This window comes from Roseburia rectibacter (genome assembly GCF_014287515.2).
Lineage (GTDB): Bacteria > Bacillota > Clostridia > Lachnospirales > Lachnospiraceae > Roseburia > Roseburia rectibacter.
On sequence record NZ_CP092473.1, the window covers coordinates 1,130,294 to 1,152,491 of the forward strand.

Annotated in this window: 17 protein-coding genes and 1 pseudogene; 15 read left to right on the plus strand and 3 right to left on the minus strand. The window is 41.7% G+C overall.

The annotated features are described in order from the left end of the window. Positions 1-3 precede the first annotated feature (3 nt). Positions 4-1,068 carry an FUSC family protein gene (locus H8S51_RS05380; RefSeq protein ID WP_118772360.1) on the plus strand — a complete coding sequence of 355 codons (1,065 nt, stop codon included), beginning with the start codon at positions 4-6 and terminating at the stop codon, positions 1,066-1,068. Continuing rightward, a complete protein-coding gene (locus H8S51_RS05385) occupies positions 1,058-1,630 on the plus strand; it encodes a CDP-alcohol phosphatidyltransferase family protein (RefSeq protein ID WP_006858451.1) in 573 nt (190 codons plus the stop codon). Before H8S51_RS05380 ends, H8S51_RS05385 begins: the two co-directional genes overlap by 11 nt. Before the next feature lie 207 nt (positions 1,631-1,837). Here the strand turns inward: H8S51_RS05385 and H8S51_RS05390 are convergent, their stop codons facing one another. Continuing rightward, positions 1,838-2,176, minus strand: coding sequence for a hypothetical protein (locus H8S51_RS05390; protein ID WP_007887600.1), 339 nt, complete (start codon positions 2,174-2,176; stop codon positions 1,838-1,840). A 151-nt stretch (positions 2,177-2,327) separates the two neighbouring features. Between H8S51_RS05390 and H8S51_RS05395 the strand changes: the two genes are divergently transcribed. From H8S51_RS05395 to H8S51_RS05420, 6 genes and pseudogenes are all read left to right on the plus strand, one after another. Next, positions 2,328-2,519: a phospholipase D-like domain-containing protein gene (locus H8S51_RS05395; RefSeq protein ID WP_117482452.1), complete on the plus strand. Its 192-nt coding sequence runs from the start codon at positions 2,328-2,330 to the stop codon at positions 2,517-2,519. A gap of 21 nt (positions 2,520-2,540) precedes the next feature. Further along, the gene (bsh, locus tag H8S51_RS05400; protein ID WP_118209599.1) at positions 2,541-3,530 is read left to right on the plus strand and encodes a choloylglycine hydrolase; all 990 of its coding nucleotides are present in this window, start codon (positions 2,541-2,543) and stop codon (positions 3,528-3,530) included. Positions 3,531-3,580: 50 nt separating this feature from the next. Further along, a complete protein-coding gene (gene ftsH / locus H8S51_RS05405) occupies positions 3,581-5,395 on the plus strand; it encodes an ATP-dependent zinc metalloprotease FtsH (protein WP_015559639.1) in 1,815 nt (604 codons plus the stop codon). 358 nt (positions 5,396-5,753) lie between these two features. After that, a complete protein-coding gene (locus H8S51_RS05410) occupies positions 5,754-6,602 on the plus strand; it encodes a tyrosine-type recombinase/integrase (protein WP_186899070.1) in 849 nt (282 codons plus the stop codon). After that, positions 6,595-7,418: pseudogene (locus H8S51_RS18385) on the plus strand (IS91 family transposase); the annotation flags it as partial. The gene H8S51_RS05410 and the pseudogene H8S51_RS18385, both read left to right, overlap by 8 nt. Further along, the gene (locus tag H8S51_RS05420) at positions 7,354-8,133 is read left to right on the plus strand and encodes a transcriptional regulator (RefSeq protein ID WP_241070916.1); all 780 of its coding nucleotides are present in this window, start codon (positions 7,354-7,356) and stop codon (positions 8,131-8,133) included. The pseudogene H8S51_RS18385 and the gene H8S51_RS05420, both read left to right, overlap by 65 nt. Positions 8,134-8,205: 72 nt before the next feature. Here H8S51_RS05420 and H8S51_RS05425 read toward each other — a convergent pair whose 3' ends face one another. Further along, complete coding sequence (locus H8S51_RS05425) at positions 8,206-9,069, minus strand: AraC family transcriptional regulator (protein WP_015559873.1); 864 nt, start codon at positions 9,067-9,069, stop codon at positions 8,206-8,208. Between the two features lie 199 nt (positions 9,070-9,268). Between H8S51_RS05425 and H8S51_RS05430 the strand changes: the two genes are divergently transcribed. From H8S51_RS05430 to H8S51_RS05440, 3 genes are all read left to right on the plus strand, one after another. Next, entirely contained in the window at positions 9,269-12,307 is a 3,039-nt protein-coding gene (locus H8S51_RS05430; protein WP_186899069.1) for a glycoside hydrolase family 2 TIM barrel-domain containing protein, read from the plus strand. A 167-nt stretch (positions 12,308-12,474) separates the two neighbouring features. After that, on the plus strand, positions 12,475-13,872 hold the full coding sequence (locus H8S51_RS05435; RefSeq protein ID WP_015521224.1) for an MFS transporter: 1,398 nt from the start codon (positions 12,475-12,477) through the stop codon (positions 13,870-13,872). A gap of 263 nt (positions 13,873-14,135) precedes the next feature. Next, positions 14,136-14,936: an AraC family transcriptional regulator gene (locus H8S51_RS05440; RefSeq protein WP_015559876.1), complete on the plus strand. Its 801-nt coding sequence runs from the start codon at positions 14,136-14,138 to the stop codon at positions 14,934-14,936. An 84-nt stretch (positions 14,937-15,020) separates the two neighbouring features. Here the strand turns inward: H8S51_RS05440 and H8S51_RS18390 are convergent, their stop codons facing one another. Then, positions 15,021-15,293, minus strand: coding sequence for a helix-turn-helix domain-containing protein (locus tag H8S51_RS18390; RefSeq protein WP_334299120.1), 273 nt, complete (start codon positions 15,291-15,293; stop codon positions 15,021-15,023). Between the two features lie 199 nt (positions 15,294-15,492). Here H8S51_RS18390 and hisS point away from each other — a divergent pair, with 199 nt between their 5' ends. The 4 genes from hisS to H8S51_RS05465 all read left to right on the plus strand — a co-directional run bounded on the left by hisS (position 15,493) and on the right by H8S51_RS05465 (position 22,191). Continuing rightward, complete coding sequence (gene hisS, locus H8S51_RS05450; protein WP_015559878.1) at positions 15,493-16,743, plus strand: histidine--tRNA ligase; 1,251 nt, start codon at positions 15,493-15,495, stop codon at positions 16,741-16,743. Positions 16,744-16,872: 129 nt separating this feature from the next. Beyond that, positions 16,873-18,666: an aspartate--tRNA ligase gene (aspS, locus tag H8S51_RS05455; RefSeq protein ID WP_055193418.1), complete on the plus strand. Its 1,794-nt coding sequence runs from the start codon at positions 16,873-16,875 to the stop codon at positions 18,664-18,666. 53 nt (positions 18,667-18,719) lie between these two features. Next, positions 18,720-21,032, plus strand: a complete 2,313-nt coding sequence (locus tag H8S51_RS05460; protein WP_186899067.1) for a family 78 glycoside hydrolase catalytic domain — start codon at positions 18,720-18,722, stop codon at positions 21,030-21,032. Beyond that, positions 21,004-22,191, plus strand: coding sequence for a glycoside hydrolase family 88 protein (locus tag H8S51_RS05465; protein WP_015521229.1), 1,188 nt, complete (start codon positions 21,004-21,006; stop codon positions 22,189-22,191). Before H8S51_RS05460 ends, H8S51_RS05465 begins: the two co-directional genes overlap by 29 nt. Positions 22,192-22,198 lie beyond the last annotated feature (7 nt).

Below are 22,198 nucleotides of genomic sequence, written 5' to 3' on the forward strand. Positions count from 1 at the left end.
TACATGACATTTTATCAGGAATTGCAGTTAAATCAGGCAGGTTCTAAAAATCTGTTGAAAAAGAGTGAAACAGTGAAAGAAAAATCATATCATATGTGGGTATATCTGGTGAAGATAGCTGTTACAATGGCATTTTGTTTTTTCTTTGTTAGTATTTTCAGCATCCTATTTGGAAATGAGAACAGCATTGTAGGTGTAGTAGTCTTATTATGTCTCATGGTATTTCGGAATGCGGATCTGGGGATCCACACCGGACAATCTACGATGCTTTTGGCTTTGTTCTTTGTAATTATGACTGTATGTCCGCATTTAGCAAATCAGTTTTCACCGGTATTGGGAATGCTGTTAAATATTGCGGCACTGGCTGTGTTGATTCTGTTCGGATGCCATAATCCATTCATGTTTAATCAATCTACATTGGTTCTTGGGTATCTGCTGCTATATGGTTATGATGTTACGGGAAAAAGCTATCAGATGCGATTAGTCGGAATGGCTTTAGGTGCAGCACTTACCTGCTTCGTATTTTATCGAAATCATAAAAACAGAACTTATAAAAGAAATCTGAAAGATCTGATACAAGAATTTGATATCACTTCTTCCAGAACAAAATGGCAGATATGTCAGATTTTATGCGTGCCGATTGTCCTTTGCATTGCAGAACTTTGTAATATGCCACGTGCAATGTGGGCTGGTATTGCGGCCATGTCCGCGATTTTGCCATTTATGGAAGATATGCACTACAGAGTCCGTAAAAGGATTGTCGGAAATATTGCAGGTGTTATATGTTTTACAGTGTTATATTTTCTGCTTCCTTCGTCAATCTATGCATATATAGGAATTCTTGGAGGAATCGGTGTAGGATTTTCAGCACAATATGGCTGGCAGGCAGTATTTAACACATTTGGTGCTTTAGCCATTGCTGCAGAGACTTATGGACTACAAGGAGCGGTTAGTCTTAGAGTGATTCAAAATGTTTTTGGTGTTGTGTTTGCTTTAGCATTTTGTGTTATATTTTATTGGTTTATGTCTAAAAAAAAGGAAAGTGATGTGACCGTACATGCAGAGTGAAGTGAATCAGGAAGAAAATTTGAATAGAATTATTACGGTTCCTAATCTTCTTTCTTTTTTTCGGCTTTGTCTGATTCCGGTAATTATATGGAGTTATTGTGTAAAGAAAAATCCTCTGTTAGCTGGTGAAATCTTATTGCTGTCTGGTCTTACGGATCTTGCTGATGGATATATCGCAAGAAGATTCCATAGGATTAGTAATTTAGGAAAAATACTTGATCCGGTGGCTGATAAGCTGACACAGGCAGCGATGTTAATCTGTCTGTTTACTCGTTTTCCGCATATGCTTCTTTTAATCGTAATAATGGCAGGTAAGGAGCTGTATATGGTAGTCAGTGGATGTCTTGTGATACGAAAGACAGGAAAAGTACATGGTGCAGACTGGCATGGAAAGATAGTAACCTTTTTATTATATGGAACTGCAGCGGTGCATATTATATGGTTCCAAATTACACCGATGGTATCAGATCTGTTGATTGGTTTGTGCGCTATAATGATGGTCATATCGGTCGCTCTGTATATTATCCAGAATACCAGGACTCTTAAGGGAGAGACTGTATAAGCAATTTTATATTGCAATGACTAGAAAAATATTTAGGAGAAGATAGATATAAACAGTAAGTCAAACACACAAACTATGGAGTCTTTAGTCGGTTTAATAAAATTTTAGATAGAAAATAAATCATTCAATGTCATTTAGATAAGGTTTTTTATGACAAAAAGACAGATTGCTTATCTGCCTTATAATGCAGTATAATGGTAACGAGATTTATGCAACCCGATACATGAAATCCCTATTTCTCTTTGGACGGAGGTGGATAGGATATTTTCGATTGTACTTGACAGGTGTCAGATACTTTTGTATGAGAAGCATGGACTCTGTTTCATTACCATCGTGTTTGAGATATGCCCTGCATATGTTTACTGCATTTGAAACGGATTTACTCTGCATCTGGAGCATAAACTGAATATACTCGCGGAAAGAAAGTTTGCGGTTCCTGGTAAAATCACTTTCCGGATTACGGCAGAACATGGAGTGAATTTCATCGAGTTCTGTGATGCAGTTGTCGAGTGTGGATTTTAAATTAGATAAGAAAAAATCAGCCATAATGAGCCTCCTTGAAATATGTTTATAATCAAGGCTTGCGCAACATATATTGGCTTACTTGTCAACTGTTTTTTTTAATATTTTTAAAGTTTTTAGGCATAAAAACAGTGGCTTTCTATGACAGAAAACCACTAAAATGATGCTTAACTGAATGGCATTGCTTTATCACCACTTTGAAAATGGTTGTTTTATGGCGGATAGTCAGACAGTTTTGGATATAAGAGATGATCTGGGAGCAACCATGAATGAATGCAGGGAAGTGACCGAAAAGTACCGCACAGGACGGAGTGCATATTTACGGCTCGGACAGTTGTTTATGAGATTGTTTGCAGGACTATTATAGCAGAAAGAAGAGGTGTTCGATATGTGTACAGCAGCAACTTACAAAACAAAAGATTTTTATATGGGCAGAACGCTTGATTATGAATTTTCCTATGGGGAACAGATCACGATAACGCCAAGAAATTACGAATTTGATTTCCGGTTTGCCGGGAAGATAAAAAGCCATTATGCTTTGATCGGAATGGCATTTGTTGCAGGAGGTTATCCGCTTTATTATGATGCTGTTAATGAAAAAGGCCTTGGAATGGCAGGACTTAACTTTGTCGGCAATGCGGCATATGAAGAGGCTTTGCCGGAAGATGAAACAGAAGTCAGCCAGGTGGCACAGTTCGAGTTCATCCCATGGATCCTTACACAGTGTGCTACTGTAGCCGAGGCGAGAGAGAAGCTGGCAGCAATGAGACTGACAGGCACAGCATTCAGTGAACAGCTGCCGACAGCACAGCTTCACTGGATCATTGCAGACAAAGACTCCTGTATCGTTGTTGAGTCTATGAAGGATGGGCTGCATGTATATGATAATCCGGTAGGAGTGCTTACCAATAATCCACCATTCCCGGGTCAGATGTTTGCACTGAATAATTATGCCGGAGTATCCAGAAAACAGCCGGAGAGTACTTTTGCAGGAGTATTACAGCTTGATGCATATAGCAGAGGAATGGGGGGAATGGGAATACCTGGAGATCTTTCCAGCCAGTCAAGATTTGTGAAAGTTGCCTTTACAAAATTAAATTCGATCTCCGGTGAAGAAGAGGATGAGAGTGTAAGCCAGTTCTTCCATATCTTAGGATCCGTAGATCAGCAGCGTGGATGCTGTGAGGTGACAGAAGGCAAATATGAGATCACGATATACACATCCTGCTGTAATACAGCAAAAGGTATTTATTACTACACTACTTATGATAATCATCAGATCACAGCGGTTGACATGCATGCGGAAAATCTGGATTCAGATCAGCTGATCTGTTATCCGCTTCTGTCCAAGGGCGAAGTCAGATGGCAGAATAAATAATACGAAAATGCACGGAGAAAGCATATCGCAGAACAACAGGAGGAAAGACCATGAAAGAAGTTAAAACACCGAAAAAACCACTGGCATATTATTATGGGATTGTGTTAATAGTGCTGATCGTATTTAATCTGGTTGTCACACCAATCCTTATGGAGCATCAGGTGAAGGAAACGGATTATGGCACTTTTATGAGCATGATCGAGAAGAAGAATATTGGTGAAGTAGAAGTTGAGGACAATCAGATCATCTTTACAGATAAAGATCAAAAAAATATTTATAAAACAGGTCTGATGAACGATCCGAACCTGACGGACAGGCTATATGAATGTGGAGCAGTATTCGCAAAAGATATCGATAAGCAGATGTCACCAATCATCAGCTTCCTGCTGACCGGGGTTTTGCCATTGATTCTTTTTATCGCACTGGGAAATTATATGGCGAAGAAACTGATGGAGCATGCCGGAGGAAAAAATTCGATGGCTTTTGGAATGGGAAAAAGCAATGCGAAGATTTATGTGCAATCCAGTGAGGGAATCCGTTTTTCAGACGTTGCAGGAGAAGATGAGGCGAAAGAAAACCTTTCAGAGATCGTTGATTATCTTCACAATCCGAAGAAGTATACCGATGTAGGTGCGTCTATGCCAAAAGGTGTCCTTCTTGTAGGACCTCCGGGAACCGGCAAAACAATGCTTGCAAAAGCAGTGGCGGGTGAATCGAATGTACCATTTTTCTCAATGTCCGGATCAGAATTTGTTGAGATGTTTGTCGGTATGGGAGCTTCCAAAGTTCGAGATCTTTTCGGACAGGCAAAGGAAAAGGCACCATGTATCGTGTTTATTGATGAAATTGATGCCATTGGTAAAAAGCGTGACGGACAAATGGGCGGAAATGATGAGAGGGAGCAGACCTTAAACCAGCTTCTTACAGAGATGGACGGATTTGAAGGAAATAATGGTGTCATCATTCTTGCTGCAACGAACCGTCCGGAGTCGTTAGATCCGGCACTTACACGTCCGGGACGTTTTGACAGACGTGTGCCGGTTGAACTGCCGGATCTTGCAGGCCGTGAAGCAATTTTAAAGGTTCATGCAAAGAAGATAAAAGCATCTGATGATGTTGACCTGCATACGATTGCACGTATGGCATCGGGGGCATCCGGTGCGGAGCTTGCCAATATTATAAATGAAGCAGCATTACGTGCTGTCCGTAGTGGAAGGACCGTTGTAAATGAATCTGATCTCGAAGAAAGTATAGAAGTGGTTATTGCAGGATATCAGAAGAAGAATGCGGTCCTTTCAGATCAGGAGAAGAAGGTTGTTGCATATCATGAGATAGGACACGCTCTGGTAGCTGCATTACAGAGTCATTCAGCTCCGGTCCAGAAGATTACGATTATCCCGCGTACTTCAGGTGCACTCGGCTACACTATGCAGGTTGAGCAGGGTGATAAATATCTGATGACGAAAAAAGAACTTGAGAATAAGATTGCTACATTTACAGGCGGACGTGCGGCAGAGGAGATCGTATTTGGTGAGATCACGACCGGAGCCTCCAATGATATCGAACAGGCAACAAAAATTGCAAGAGCGATGATCACCCGCTACGGCATGACAGATGAATTCGACATGGTGGCAATGGAAAACGTGACCAACCAGTATCTTGGCGGCGATACGTCTCTTTCCTGTTCTGCAGATACACAGAAGGAAATTGATGAAAAAGTCGTGCAGCTCGTAAAAGCAGAGCATGAAAAAGCAAGAAAAATCCTTGCTGAAAACAGGGAAAAACTGGACGAACTGGCTATGTACCTGTATGAGAAGGAAACAATTACAGGTGACGAATTTATGGATATTTTAGACAGAAAATAATGTAGTTTATTAGATAATCAATGTCATTTAGATAAGAAAAATAGTTAGTAGTTCTGAAAAATGGAATTATTTTATATAAAGGAGCGGACAAATTCTCATTGAACAAAATCGCTGCGCGATGGCCTGCCAAGGCTGTGGCGCAGTTTTTCTTTTCCTAAATAAAAAAGCAGTGGAAACCAAGTCCTAATAGTAGTATTGTTAAGTCACCACAACCAACAATCAAACAGGATCGACATTACCACTGCCTATGAAAAGATTAACACCTAACCGTTCTTTTAGCAAGCGGTTTTATTATTCCAATGCACCTCCATGTAAGCAGTGATACCCGAAATTACTGACTTTACATGGAGGAATTATTATGTACGAAAAATATTTATTACAGCTTGAGGAAGCCGGAAAAATCCGTAACCTTAAAGAGCGTTCCATTAACTGCTACAAAAACTATGTTTCTTATTTCCTTAATTACATGGAAAAGCACCCGGAAGAGTTTACCTGTCAGGATGTCAGGGACTTTCTTCTTGCCAAGAAGGACGATGGTCTGAAAGCGACCACCCTCAACCTTTATAATTCAGCCATCCGTTTTTTCTATCGGAATGTACTTCACGTTCTGTGGGATGATATCACTGTTCCACGCATGATAATAGAGCACAAACTCCCAACCGTACTTTCTACTGATGAAATTGACCGGCTTCTTGATGCTACGGATGACCTGAAATATAAAGCCATGTTCGCCACAATGTATTCTTCCGGAATGCGTGTCTCGGAAGTGATTCATCTTCATTATGATGATATTTCCCGCACAAACATGCAGATTCATGTCCGGGATACCAAGAACCGGATGGACCGTTATACCATTCTGTCTGAAAGAAACCTTGCACTTCTTACGGAATACTGGTTCCGGAAAGGCAGACCAAAGGGCATTCTGTTTCCGAATCAGTTTACAGGGCAGTATCTTACCGTAAGTACACTGGAACAGGTTATCCGACGTTCTGCATCGGCTGCCGGGTTATCCGGTGTTACTCCTCACTGCCTCCGTCACAGCTTTGCCACCCATCTTATGGAGCAGGGAGTGGAACAGCGGAATATTCAGGTATTGCTTGGACACCGAGATCCGAAATTCACAGAAGTTTATCTTCATGTCAGCAACAAATCCCTTATGGGCATCCGCAGTCCTTTTGACAGAAAGGATGGTACAGCCAATGGATAAGCCCACAGTACAGGATATTTTTCATCGTTTTTATCCGGCATACCTTGATCAATATTCACCTTCCCCTGTACAGGCAAAGGTTGCACATAACATCATGAACTGCAAGACCGGTGCCTATGGTGCAAATGTATGTGTATGTGAGGATTGTGGCTTCGTACAGATTCATTACAATTCCTGCCGTAACCGTTGCTGCCCCATGTGTCAGGCTGTTCCGAAAGAAATGTGGATGGATGCACGCAGAGAGGATATCCTTGATGCTCCTTATTTCCATCTGGTTTTTACGGTTCCTGATATTTTAAACCCTGTCATTTACAGCAACCAGAGACTTCTTTATGATGCCTTATACCATGCAGCTTCTTCCACAATCAGCGAACTGACTGCGCCGACCCAAAACATCTCGGCGCAAAGGTGGGATACATCTGCATTTTACATACATGGGGTTCTGAAATGAACTTTCATCCCCACATTCATGCCATCCTGCTGGGTGGAGGACTGGCTTCCAACAACCAGTGGAAGGACAATGGTGAAAATTTCTTTCTTCCCATCCGGGTCATCTCCAAAGTGTTCCGCGGAAAATATCTGGAGGAACTAAAGAGGCTGTGGGAAGAGGATAAGCTGGTATTTCATGGTACTGCAGAAAAATTTCGTAACCATTATACGTTCAAGGAGCTTTTAGATTCCTGTTATGGTATGGACTGGATTCCTCATTGTAAAAAGACATTCAATGGTGCTCAAACAGTAATGAAATACCTTGGTAAGTATACTCATCGCATTGCCGTCAGCAATCATCGCACCGTCCGTATGGATGATCAGTCTAAATGAATTTTTGGCAGGTGAAGATATTGAGGTAACTAATGTAGAAAAAAAATCGGAAGATACACTGATACAGATATCAAAAGATAGTAGTCATAAACAGCGTTATTTAAAGAAGATTATTGCTGTACTTCTTATTGCTGTGGGAGTATTTGTTATTACTCTTGGAATCATGGTATGTAATAAATTGCGGCAACCACAAAATTATATAGAAGCAGTAGATCCGGATAGTGTAGAAATGAAAACGGCTGAATTGTTGTCCGGAATTGATGGAACCATGATGTTTCGATACAATTCAAAAGATACATTTCAAGCATTATACGTTTACTTGTCAGAATATCATTCTGGAAAACGAGTTTCTCATAAACGAGTTTTGGAACTTTCCTATGAGGACGTGAAATCTGCAAAAAATGGATGGATTGTCATCACTCCGGATTTTGATAATTTTACTGCAAAGCTTATTGCAGCAGATGAATATTCAAAATATATGACAGAAACGCCAATCTTGGAAGGTGTTGCAAACAGAGAATATTATGGAAGATCTGCGACCTCTATAGAGAACAAAAGCACGATAGAGTACGGAACAGAGCAAGGATTGGCAGCACTGATCTATGGCGAACAAGGAGTGAGTTCGTTGCCGATACAGGACATTACAGGAGAATACATAGATACAGATAATGAGTATATGTATTATTATTCGGCTGAGTTTGTAAAATAAGAATAGCAAAAGTGAGAAGAGGATATTACAAATTATTGTTTTGATAATTCGGTGGTATCCTCTTTGTGGATTTCAGAATTTGTTTCTCAGCTTTCGGTATTCTCTCGGCGAATATCCTTTCAACTTGTGAAAAAGCCGACTGAAATAAAGCTGGTTATCATATCCGACAATCTTAGAAATCTCATTGATGGAATAAGTTGTTGTTTCAAGTAACATCTGAGCATTGTTGATGCGGATTCCCACAATGAATTGCATTGGTGTAGAACCGGTATATTTTTTGAAATTTCGGATAAACCAGCTGACACTCATGCCTCGTGAGGCAGCATAATCATCAATATTGATATTTTGATTGTAGTTTTCACTGAAAAAGGTAACAGCATTATCCATCTCATGATCAAGATATTCATTTTTTAATATGTGCTCTCTTGTCAGTTCCCGGTGGAAACTGATCAGAAGATGACGTAGCAAAAGGACAAGCATTTCCTCATAATTGTCTTGACAGCGTTGGAGCTCGATAATGATACGTTTGAAAATTTGTTCATATTCATTAGATGTACCCACTTGAAAGACACGTTCTTTATCCGGAAACCCATATTGACGTAAGATATTTTTCACATTGCTTCCTGTGAAGTGAATCCAGTATACTTCTGTCTTATCTTCTCCGTAATATTCATATTTTTGGAGTTCTTTCGGTCTGTACAGTACAATGTTGCCGGCTGGAACAATCGTTTCATTATTTACATTATCAAAATGAAAATGCCCACAACCAGCAGTGATATATATAATCTGATAATCCAGACGACCCCTTGGACGGTAGGTCGGAAGTTTGGGATGTCTGGAAAGACGGTAAGTACCACAGCTACCGACAATCAGCGGACGACTTTTGTCTTTGAAATCCATATGTGAGTGGTTCAAATAACCGGTGTTCAAATACATAGGAGGGCACCTCTTTTCGTACTTTTTATCATTGTATCATTTAGTGCATATTTTGTCTAATCCAATTCATAGACATATTTTGCGAATTAGGATAAGCTATATATAGCATAGCTAAGGAACGTAAACAAAAAGTAAAGTATAAGGTTTGCTTTAGGAAAACAAAGAACAAAAAAGTATATGTATTGGAGGAGAACTATTTATGATCGTACCACGTTATTATGAAAATCTAAACGTACTGCACGAAAACACAATGCCAGCCAGAGCCTATTATATTCCGGCATCCAGAAGAATGGATAACCTGGTGGAACACAGAGAAGAGTCAGATCGTATGCAGTTATTGAATGGAACTTGGAAATTCCAGTATTTTAACAGCATCTATGACATTCAGGATTCTTTCTTTGAGAAGAATTATGATACAGAAAATTTTGATGAGATTCAGGTTCCAAGTGTATGGCAGATGGCTGGATATGATACACACCAGTATACAAACATCCGGTATCCATTTCCGTTTGATCCACCATATGTGCCACAGGACATTCCGTGTGGAGCCTATGTACATACTTTTGAGTACAGTAGAGATGAGAAAGCGCCAAAATCTTTTTTGAACTTTGAAGGAGTAGACAGTTGCTTTTACGTATGGATCAATGGCTCTTACATAGGATACAGCCAGGTTTCGCATATGACCAGTGAGTTTGATGTTACCGATGTACTTCAGGATGGAACGAATACGGTGGCAGTGTTGGTAATGAAGTGGTGTGATGGTTCCTATTTGGAAGATCAGGACAAATTCCGTATGAGTGGTATTTTCCGGGATGTGTACATTTTGAAACGCCCAAAACAGGCAATCAGTGATTATCATATTAAAACAAGAATTGAGGATATGCTTGCGAAAGTAGAAATTGAAATGAAATTCTATTCTCCGTTAAATGTAAAAATTTCGGTTGAAGATAGAAATGGAGCAGTTGTAGCACTAGGAAGTATTGCTGAAGAAGGAAAAGCTGTATTAGAAATCGCAAGTCCGGAACTTTGGAATACAGAAAATCCATATCTATATAAAATGATTCTTGAAACAGAGAATGAAGTAATTGTAGATCACATTGCATTAAGAAAGATAGAGATTAAAGACCAGGTTATTTATTTAAATGGACAGAAGATTAAATTCCGTGGTGTCAATCGACATGATTCTGATCCGGTTACTGGATTTACAATCAATACGGAACAGATTACAACCGATCTTACGTTAATGAAGCAGCATAATTTTAATGCGATCCGTTCCAGCCACTATCCGAACGCACCATTTTTCTATGAAATGTGTGACAAGTATGGATTCATGGTAATAGATGAAGCAGATATTGAAGCTCATGGTCCATTTATGATCTACAGAAAAGAAGACACTGATTACAATCGGTTCAAACGATGGAATGAGAAGATTGCAGATGATCCGGTATGGGAAGAGGCAATCGTTGATCGCGTAAAACTCATGGTGGAACGTGACAAAAACCGTTTCTGTATTGTCATGTGGTCAATGGGAAATGAGAGTGCTTATGGCTGCAACTTTGAAAAAGCACTGGAATGGACAAAGACTTTTGATCCAGACCGTATCACACAATATGAGAGTGCAAGATACCGTAATTATGATGAAACATATGATTACAGCAATCTGGATGTGTACAGCCGGATGTACCCAGCGCTTTCCGAAATTCAGGAATATCTGGATAAAGATGGAAGCAAACCCTTCCTTTTGGTAGAGTACTGTCACAGCATGGGAAACGGACCTGGAGATTTTGAAGATTACTTCCAGATGATTCAGGATAATGATAAAATGTGCGGCGGCTTTGTCTGGGAATGGTGTGACCATGCGATTGCTCATGGAACTGCTGAGAATGGAAAGACTATATATGCTTATGGGGGCGACCATGGCGAAGAAATTCATGATGGCAACTTCTGTATGGATGGATTAGTATATCCGGACAGAACGGTACATACAGGACTTTTGGAATACAAGAATGTTTATCGCCCGGCAAGAGTTATTTCCTATAACAAAGAAAGCGGAGAACTGGTGCTTCATAACTACATGGATTTTGATGACTTGAAAGATTATGTGAAGATTAGTTATGAGCTGACCCAGGATGGTCTTGTGATCAGCAAAGGCATACTTCCGGAGTTTTCTGTGGCACCACACGGGGAAGGAATAACAAACCTGAAGATCAATGTTCCAGAGAATGGGAAATGTTATTTAAAACTTATTTACCATCTGAAAAAAGAATTGCCACTGTTGGATGAAGACCATATTCTTGGATTTGATGAAATTGAGGTAAGTAAAGAGGATACAAAATGTAAACTTGCAGAGAAATGGATACCAAAAACAGTAGTGGACTCTGAATTACAGGTAAATGAAAATGATACACAGATTCATATCAAGGGGCGTGAATTTGCTTATACCATAGACAAACGTACTGCACTCTTTACAGAGATGAAATTCGCAGGGCGGGAATACTTGAACCATCCGATGGAATTAAATATTTGGAGAGCTCCCACAGATAACGATATGTACATCAAGTCTGAATGGAAGAAAGCCCATTATGATAAGGCTTACACAAGAGCCTATACGACAGAGGTTGTGCAGGGAAAACATGGTGTGAAGATTACAAGCCATGCTTCCGTTGTGGCAGAGACAGTACAGAAGATTCTTGATGTGACGATTACATGGAAAATAGAAGCTGCTGGAAAGATTGATGCAGATATTGCAGTAACAAAAGATGATGAATTCCCGGACCTGCCAAGATTTGGTGTGAGGATGTTCCTGGATAAAAAAATTTCAGCTGTAAGATACTTTGGAATGGGACCACAGGAAAGCTATTGTGACAAACATCAGGCTGCGAGCCACGGTTTGTACCGGGCAGATGTAGGGGATTTACACGAGGACTATATCCGTCCACAGGAAAATGGAAGCCATTATGATTGTGAATATGTAGAACTTAACAACAGTCGATATGGAATTGTGGTATCCGCGGAAAATGCCTTCTCATTCAATGCTTCTTATTATACGCAGGAAGAACTTGAGAAGAAAATGCATAATTATGAATTAATAGAATCAGATAGTGTAGTATTCTGTGTTGACTACGCATTAAATGGCATTGGTTCTAATAGTTGTGGCCCAGTTGTATTGGATCAGTACCGATTTGATGATGTATTATTCCGGTTCCAGTTTACACTGATACCGTATGTAAAGGGATAATAAAGTTTCATGTAACCCGTAAACAAGGAAAGAGAGTCTGATTGTAATGTAAAGTCCGGATATACAGAGCAATCAGACAAAATCAGAGAAAAAAACAGAATTGGATATCATACGGTTAGCCATATTGAGATTCTAAGTGCGATGAAGATGAGGAGCAAAGAAATTCGATGGAAGAAAAAAAGTATTTGAAATGGTATAACAAAATTGGATACGGATCAGGTGATATTGCAGGTAATGTAGTCTATGCGTTCCTGACATCTTTTATGATGGTCTATCTGACGGACTCGGTAGGACTTGCTGCAGGTGTCGTGGGTACCCTGATTGCCGTATCAAAACTATTTGATGGTTTTACGGATATATTTTTTGGATCAATGATTGACAAAACACACAGTAAAATGGGAAAAGCGAAACCCTGGATGCTATACGGATATATTGGTTGTGCCATTACGCTGGTCGGCTGCTTTGCAGTACCGGTGAGTTTGGGAACAACGGCTAAATATGTATGGTTCTTTATTTCTTATACACTGTTAAATAGTGTGTTTTATACAGCAAACAATATTGCTTATTCAGCACTTACGTCACTGATTACAAAGAACAGCAAAGAGCGTGTACAGATGGGATCTTACCGTTTTATTTTTGCATTTTCAACAAGTCTTCTGATTCAGGCGATTACAGTTGGATTTGTAGATAAATGTGGTGGAGATGCTGCGGCATGGAGAACGGTTGCTATTATCTATGCAATCATTGGTCTGGTCGTAAATACGATTTCAGCACTTTCTGTTAAGGAACTTCCGGAGGAAGAACTTAATGAAGGAGAAGTAAAGAATGATAATGAAAAGTATGGAATAGTACAGGCATTCAAGCTTCTTGTCAAAAACAAATATTACATGATGATTTGTGGAACATATATTTTACAGCAGTTATATGGTGCCATGATTGGAGCTGGCATTTATTACATGACATGGGTACTGAAAAATAAGAATTTATTTGGACAATTTGCATGGGCAGTAAATATTCCACTGATCATTGCCCTGATTTTCACACCGACATTAGTTGGTAAGTGGAAAGGTATGTATAAACTGAACTTAAGAGGTTACGTCTTAGCAGTCATCGGTAGAGCACTTGTTGTTGTTGCCGGATATATGGGCAGTGTTCCGCTGATGATGGCATTTACAGCTCTTGCAGCCTTAGGTCAGGGACCATGGCAGGGAGATATGAATGCAGTTATCGCATCTTGCTCTGAATACACTTATCTTACGCAGGGAAAGAGAATTGACGGAACGATGTACTCTTGTACTTCTCTTGGTGTAAAAATCGGTGGAGGTATTGGAACCGCTGTTGTTGGATGGATGCTTGAGTTCAGTGGATATGTCGGAACAAATGCAACTCAGCCACAGTCTGCACTTGATATGATGCAGTTCATGTATCTTTGGCTTCCGTTAATCTTTGATGTATTGATTATGTTTGTACTTTCAAGAATGAATGTAGAAGATGCAAATAAAAAACTGAAAGCAGAAAAAGGAATTGCTGCAGATGAAGTAACAGATGCATCAGACATAAATTAGAATTGACAGGAGAAAGCGTTGTCTGGTCGTTGCTCGATGAGACAGTGCTTTTTTCTATAAATAGTCCTTTTAGTATTTATACATGGTAAGGATGCTCAAAATATTCAGTGTAGAATACTAAAAGGTCATTCAGATATTTTTTTAGGTTGCTCATTTGCAATTCCTCCTTTCCTTATTTACAAGTTGATTATAAGATAGGTGTAAAAGGATTGCTTGCCAAATCGAAAGAAGATATAGACAAATGTTGCAAAGGGGAGTATTTCATGCAGTTAAAATATGTTGACACAAAAGAGGAGATTATAGCAATAAATAGGAAGTCAAAACATATTGAACCACATCTTCATAATGCACTGGAGATCGTTTGTGTAACAAGTGGATCATTAGAACTTGGTGTCGGACAGGAACTATACCATATGGAAAAAGGAGATATAGGCTTTGTATTTCCAGATGTTATTCATCACTATCAGGTACTGACACCCGGTGTAAATAAAGCGACTTATCTGATTGCATCGCCATTTGCGATAGCCAAATTTGCAGATATCATGCAATCCATGGCTCCTGAATACCCAATCATCAAAGCGGAAAAGGTTGAACCGGAGGTATATAGGGTTATAAATGCAATTTTAGAGACAGAACAGTCGGATATTACTGTTACACAGGCATATCTTCAAATTGTGTTGGCACGCTGCATAGGAAAATTAAATTTGGTAGAAAAGAGCAGTGTGGGGAGCAACGATCTTATTTACCAGACAGTTTCCTATATATCAGCAAATTTCAAGAAGAAGTTTTCGTTGGAAGAGATGGCAAAAGACCTGGGCGTGAGCAAATATGTTTTATCCAGACTCTTTTCCAAGACATTCCATAGAAACTTTAATCAATATCTTAACGATGCAAGGCTGAACTATGCATGCCATCGTTTGGAAAATACGAGTGATTCTATTACAAATATTTGTCTGGATAGTGGATTTGAAAGTCAGAGAACGTTTAACCGAGTATTTAAAGAAAGATATAAAATATCACCAAGTGATTATCGAAGTACTTGTGTGAAAGAGATGTTGTCATAAAAGGTTCTGTTGATCGAAATATTTACTTTGATTTTACAGTGCTATGTATTTGATTTCTTCACAGACTCCTTAAATCCTATAATTTCAAGCGTTTGCAAGTGCATTTGTATAGGATACTTGTTCTTGATATGCAGTAGGTAATATCTGAAATATATCTCGGAAGGCCGATGTAAATTTACTTTGGCTTTTATATCCCACAGCGGCGGCAATTTCCGAAATAGATTTATCTTTCTGCAACAGCATATTCGATGCCAACTTCATACGGTATTCTTTCATGTAAGAAGCGATGGGCATTCCATAGACTGCTTTGAAAACGGATTTCAAAGTAGTGGTGTTCATCAGGTACTGTTTTGACAACTCTTCAATTTTGGTAACTTTTTTGAAAAAATTTGGATTAGACCACCAGTTAGGGGCTAACCCTGTAACTTAACGAAATGACATTGAAGTAACATAAAAATAAGTTTTTTTGTACTGTACACAGGACAGTTCTTGACGTATACAACTGTGAAACGTATAATAGGCAAAGGATATTCAGACAGAAGATGGAGGAAATTTCATGGCATTAAGTAAAAAGCCGGTCAACGGCATGAAAGATATTTTACCGGAGGAGATGCAGATCCGGGATTATGTGCAGCAAGTCATCAAAGAGACTTACCGCAGTTTCGGATTTACGCCGATCGAGACACCTTGTATGGAAAATATTGCAAACTTGAGCAATAAACAGGGTGGAGAAAATGAAAAACTGATTTTTAAGGTAATGAAGCGCGGTGAAAAGCTGAAAGTCGCTGAAGCAAAAGAAGAAGCGGATTTAGTTGATTTTGGTATGCGTTATGATCTGACTGTTCCGTTAGTTCGTTTTTATTCAAATAATGCAAATGATCTTCCATCTCCGTTTAAGGCGATTCAGATGGGAAATGTCTGGAGAGCTGACCGCCCACAGCGTGGACGTTATCGTCAGTTTATGCAGTGTGACATCGATATTATCGGAGAGCCGACGAACCTTGCAGAGATCGAGCTGATCTTAGCAACGACTACAACGATCGGAAAACTCGGATTTAAGAATTTCGAGATCCGCATCAATGAGCGCCGGATCTTAAAGGCGATGGCAGCATACAGTGGATTTGCAGAGGAAGATTTCGATACTGTATTTATCATCTTAGATAAGATGGACAAGATCGGACTTGACGGTGTGGCAGAGGAACTTGAAAAAGAGGGCTATGCAAAAGAGTCGATCGAGAAATACCTTGCACTTTTTAAAGGTGTTGAGGAAGCAGAAAACGGCATCAAATACCTTGCAAAGACTTTGGAGGGATATTTAGATCCTGAGGTGGAGCGCAATCTTTTAGAGATCATCGATACCGTGGAGGGGGCAAAGGCGGCTTCCTTTAAAATGGTATTTGATCCGACTTTGGTTCGTGGTATGAGCTACTATACCGGAACCATTTTTGAGATTTCCATGCCGGAGCTTGGCGCAGCCTGTGGAGGCGGTGGACGTTATGATAAGATGGTTGGCAAATTTACCGGACAGGATGTGCCGGCATGTGGATTTTCCATCGGTTTTGAGCGTATCATCCTTCTTCTGATGGAGAGCGGATTTACGGTTCCGACACAGCGACCGAAAGTAGCATACCTGATCGAAAAGGGATGCCCGGCAGAAAAGCTCGGCGAGATCATCGGAAAAGCACAGGAAGAACGTGCGGCAGGCAAACAGGTGCTGGTTGTCCGCATGAACAAGAATAAAAAATTCCAGAAGGAAAAATTAGACGCCGAGGGATACAAAGAGATTGTAGAATACTTCAATAAATAGATATCGGATAAAAGTACAATCTCTTCGAAATCATTGAGTTTTTCAATAAATAAAGTTTAATGACAGAGAGAATAATCTCTTCGAGATTGTAGAATTTTTTAATAAATAAAAGGAAAGAGGTTTGCAGTAATGGCAGAATCAATGCAAGGCTTACACAGAAGCCATAGATGTACCGAGGTTTCAAATCAGAATATCGGTGAGACCGTAACCGTCATGGGATGGGTACAGAAGAGAAGAAATTTAGGAAGTCTGATCTTTATCGACTTAAGAGACCGTTCGGGTATTTTACAGCTCGTATTTAACGAAGAGAGCGTCGGCAAAGAGGGATATGAGAAGGCAGAGCGTTTAAGAAGTGAGTATGTGATCGCGGTAACCGGAAAAGTTGAAAAACGTTCCGCAGCAGTGAATGAGTCTTTAAAGACTGGTGATATCGAAGTGATCGCAACCGATATCCGCATCTTATCCGAGGCAGAGACACCTCCATTCCAGATCGAGGAGAACAGCCAGACGAAAGACGAAGTCCGTTTAAAATACCGTTATTTAGACCTGCGCAGACCGGATATCCAGAAGAACCTGATGCTCCGCAGCAAAGTTGCATATCTGATGCGTGACTTTATGGCAAAAGAGGGATTCCTTGAGATTGAGACTCCGATGTTATGTAAATCAACACCGGAAGGTGCAAGGGATTACCTGGTACCGAGCCGTGTCCATCCGGGACATTTTTATGCACTGCCGCAGTCACCGCAGCTTTACAAACAGCTTTTAATGTGTTCCGGTTACGACCGTTATTTTCAGATCGCAAGATGTTTCCGTGATGAGGATCTTCGTGCAGACCGTCAGCCGGAATTTACACAGGCAGATATGGAACTTGCATTTGTGGATGTGGAAGATGTATTAGATGTCAACGAGAGACTGCTTAAATATATTTTCAAGGAAGCAATCGGTGTGGATGTGACACTGCCGCTGCCGAGAATGCCATGGCAGGAAGCAATGGACCGTTTCGGTTCCGATAAGCCGGATACACGTTTTGGCATGGAACTCTGTGACGTATCCAAAGTTGTAGAGGGCTGCGGATTCTCCGTATTCACAGGAGCACTCGAAAATGGTGGTTCTGTCCGTGGTATCAATGCAAAAGGACAGGCCGGCATGCCGCGTAAAAAGATCGATAAGCTGGTTGAGTTTGCAAAAGGCTACGGTGCAAAAGGACTTGCTTACCTTGCAGTGAATGAGGATGGCACTTACAAATCTTCCTTTGCAAAATTCATGACAGAGGATGAGTTAAAGGCACTTGTTTCTGCAATGCAGGGAGAGCCGGGAGACTTATTATTATTTGCAGCAGACAAAAATAAGATTGTATGGAACGTGCTTGGAGCGCTTCGTCTTGAACTTGCAAAAGAGTTAGATCTGCTTGATCCAAACCAGTACAACTTTTTATGGGTAACAGAGTTCCCGCTGTTAGAGTGGTCTGACGAGGAAAACCGTTTTATGGCAATGCACCATCCGTTTACCATGCCGATGGAAGAGGACTGGGACAAGATCGATTCTGATCCGGGCAGTGTGCGTGCAAAGGCATATGACATCGTATTAAACGGTACAGAGCTTGGCGGTGGTTCCGTGCGTATCCATCAGGATGATATTCAGGAGAAGATGTTTGAAGTGCTTGGATTCACCAAGGAACGTGCACATGAGCAGTTCGGATTCCTGTTAGATGCATTCAAATACGGTGTTCCGCCACACGCAGGATTAGCATATGGACTTGACCGTCTGGTAATGCACATGGTACACGCAGATTCTATCCGTGATGTCATTGCATTCCCGAAGGTAAAAGACGCATCCTGTCTGATGACACAGGCACCTGGTATCGTGGATAAAAAACAGTTGGAAGAACTGGGACTTGAAGTTGAAGAAGTGTCAGAAGAATAAGTAAAAATTTGACAGGGCGTCGGGGACGCCCTGTTTTTGTATATGGGGGAAATATGGGAGAGAAAGTTAAGAAAAAGGGAACATGGGATGCCAGATGGCTCACCATACCGGAGTTTGCCGATGCCTTGCCCGTTAATCTCTTTCACAAAGAACAGGTCCAGCCAGCTTTTGAAGGAGAAAAAACGGCAGAATTACAAAATGTCCATGTGTTTGTGCGCGGGTATTTTACTTTAGAGCGTGCACAGAAGATTTTCTGTAAGATCACAGCCGATGACCATTATAAGGCATATCTGGATGGAGCGTTTATGGGGGAAGGACCTGCCGCGGCATATCATACGAAGTATTATTACAATGTTTTGGAACTGGGGACACTTGCTGCCGGGGAGCATGTGTTGGCACTCCATCTGTATTATCAGGGACTTGTGAACCGTGTGTGGAACAGCGGGGATCTGCGTTTTGCCTTTGCGGCGGAGCTGTGGGATGAAAAGGGAAAGGAGATACCGGTTTCTTTTTGCTTTTTGAAAACGGACTGTTATGAGGGAGAGACAGTCGGATACGAGACACAGTTTTTAGAAAATTTTGACAGCCGGAAATACCCGTATGGGTGGAAAAATACCGGGTTTGATGCGGACGGCTGGGAGAAACCCGTTCCGGCGGTGTGGGCAGATTACACGCTGACGAAGCAGCCGACGGAGATGCTCTCTTACATGGAATATCAGTTGGGGACTATAAAGCTGCACGCTGGTAATGAGCATCCACTAGAACCGACAAAGCTGCACTCTGATGCCGTACAGCCATTGGAACCGGCAAAGCTAGAGCACAAGTGTGCAGATCATAACGGTCACATACATCAGATCACACCGTCCGTGATAAGACAAGATCCTGATGGTTCGATGCTTCTGGATGCGGGCGAGGAGATCACAGGCATGATCCTGCTCACCGCGGAGGGGAAAGACGGCGATCAGGTGAAGTTGTTTTACGGGGAGGAACTGGACGGGAAGGGTAGTGTGCGCTATGACATGCGGTGCAACTGCTGTTACAGAGAAATCTGGACGCTGGCGGATGGCAGATGTGAGTTTGATCCGTATGATTACAAGGGATTCCGGTATGTTAAGATCGTGCCGGACGGGGGCGTTAAACTGTCAGATATCCGTTTTCTGGTAAGGCATTATCCGATGGGTGAGTCACTGTGTGAGTTAAAGACAGAGGAGAAAACATTGGAAAATATTTTTCGGATCTGTAAAAATACGGTGCGGCTTGGAACACAGGAGAATTATGTGGACTGCCCGACAAGGGAAAAAGGTCAGTACTTAGGGGATGCGGTCGTGACGGCGCACGCGCAGATACTTTTGACTGGAAAGACGGATATGCTGTTGAAATGCATCAATCAGTTCGCACAGACAGCGAGAGTCTGTCCGGGACTGCTTGCGGTTGCGCCGGGCGGCCTGATGCAGGAGATCGCAGATTTTTCACTGTTGTATTCGCAGCTCCTTTTGCTGTATTATCGTTTTACCGGGGAGAAAGAGACGGTGGACCGTTATTATGGAATCGCAGATGGGATTTTAAAACATTTTTCGCAGTATGCGAGGGAGGATGGTCTGTTAGAGCAGGTCGCTGACAAATGGAATCTTGTGGACTGGCCGGAAAATCTGCGGGATGGATATGATTTTCCACTGACGAGACCTGTGGTGGCGCCAGGCTGCCATAATGTGATCAATGCACTCTACATCGGGGCGATGGAGACACAGAATACGCTGGCAGAGATCTGTGGAAGGGAAATGCCGTATCAGACGAAAGAAATTAAAAAAGCATACAGGAACGCTTTTTACCGGGAAAAGACAGGACTTTTAGCGGACAGCGAGACGAGCAGCCACGCGGCACTGCATTCGAATGTTTATGCGATGTACTTTCATTTACTTCCCAAAGCGGATGAACAGAAAATACTGACATTTATGGAACAGAAGGGATTTTCCTGCGGCGTGATGCTGAGTTATTTTGTACTGCGTGTGTTCGCAGAACGCGGACAGTACGATACGGTGTATGAGCTGCTGGTCAATGAGGGGGAACACGGATGGGTCAACATGCTGCGCGAGGGTGCAACGACCTGTTTTGAGGCATGGGGGAAAGACCAGAAATGGAATACCAGCCTGTGCCACCCCTGGGCATCTGCACCGGTCCCAATTTTGATCGAGGAGATCGCGGGGGTACATATCGATGCGGCAGAGAAGGATGGATATTACTGGACACCGCACATCCCGGAGAAAATCAGGGAGTTTCGGCTCTGTGTACCGGTGAAAGGGAAAAAAATCATTGTTGAAAAGAAAATGGGGGAAGAATATGCAGTTATCAGAGAAGACAAAGAATAATTTAAAAGGCGTTATGCCGATTACAAAAGAGGAGCGCGAGGATGCGCTAGCATCTGCCTGCATGCAGGTAAAGCGTGTTCTGCCGGAATTTACGACAAAATTTCAGAATGCATACAGTGAAAATGGATTTTACCGTCCAATCGACAACGTGGAGTGGACGACGGGATTCTGGACGGGGGAGATCTGGCTTGCCTATGAATATGGCGGGGAGGACGTTCTGTTAAAGGCGGCAGAGATCCAGATGCAGGATTTCCTGCACCGGATCGAGCAGAAGATCTGTGTGGATCATCATGATATGGGATTTTTGTATACACCATCCTGTGTCGCAGGTTATAAGCTGACCGGTTCCGGGACGGGAAAAAGAGCGGCGCTCCTTGCGGCAGACCAGTTAAAGAGCCGTTTTCAGGAAAAGGGAGAATTTATCCAGGCGTGGGGCGCTATGGGAGAGCCGGAAAATTACAGGCTGATCATAGACTGTCTGCTCAACGTACCGCTGCTTTACTGGGCGTCACAGGAAACGGGAGATGAGAGTTACCGTCAGATCGCTGACCGGCATGTACATACCACACTTGAAAATGTGATCCGCCCGGACTTTTCGACCTGGCATACATTTTTCTTTGATCCGGTAACTGGAAATCCGGATCACGGGGCAACCTGTCAGGGCTACCGGGACGGTTCTGCCTGGGCGAGAGGCCAGGCGTGGGGAATTTACGGAACGGCACTCGCATACCGCTATACAAAAAGAGAGGAATACAAATATATTTTCCGTGGTGTCAGTAAATATTATATAGAGCATCTGCCGAAAGATCTCGTACCGTACTGGGATCTGGAGTTTTCGGATGGTGATGCACAGCCGAGGGATTCTTCCTCCGCCTCCATTGCAGCGTGCGGAATGCTTGAGATGGCAAAATACTTATATGATGAGGAGGCGGCATTTTACCGGGATCTTGCGGAAAAATTTATTGGTTCTGTATACCGGAACTATGCGGTAAAAGATTTTGAAAAATCCAACGGGATCGTACTGCACAGCACATATTCGAACCGTTCGCCGTATAATACCTGCAATCCGTGCGGTGTGGATGAGTGCAATAGCTGGGGCGATTATTTTTACATGGAGGCGCTGACGAGGCTGCAGAAAGACTGGCAGATCTACTGGTAAAGGGGAA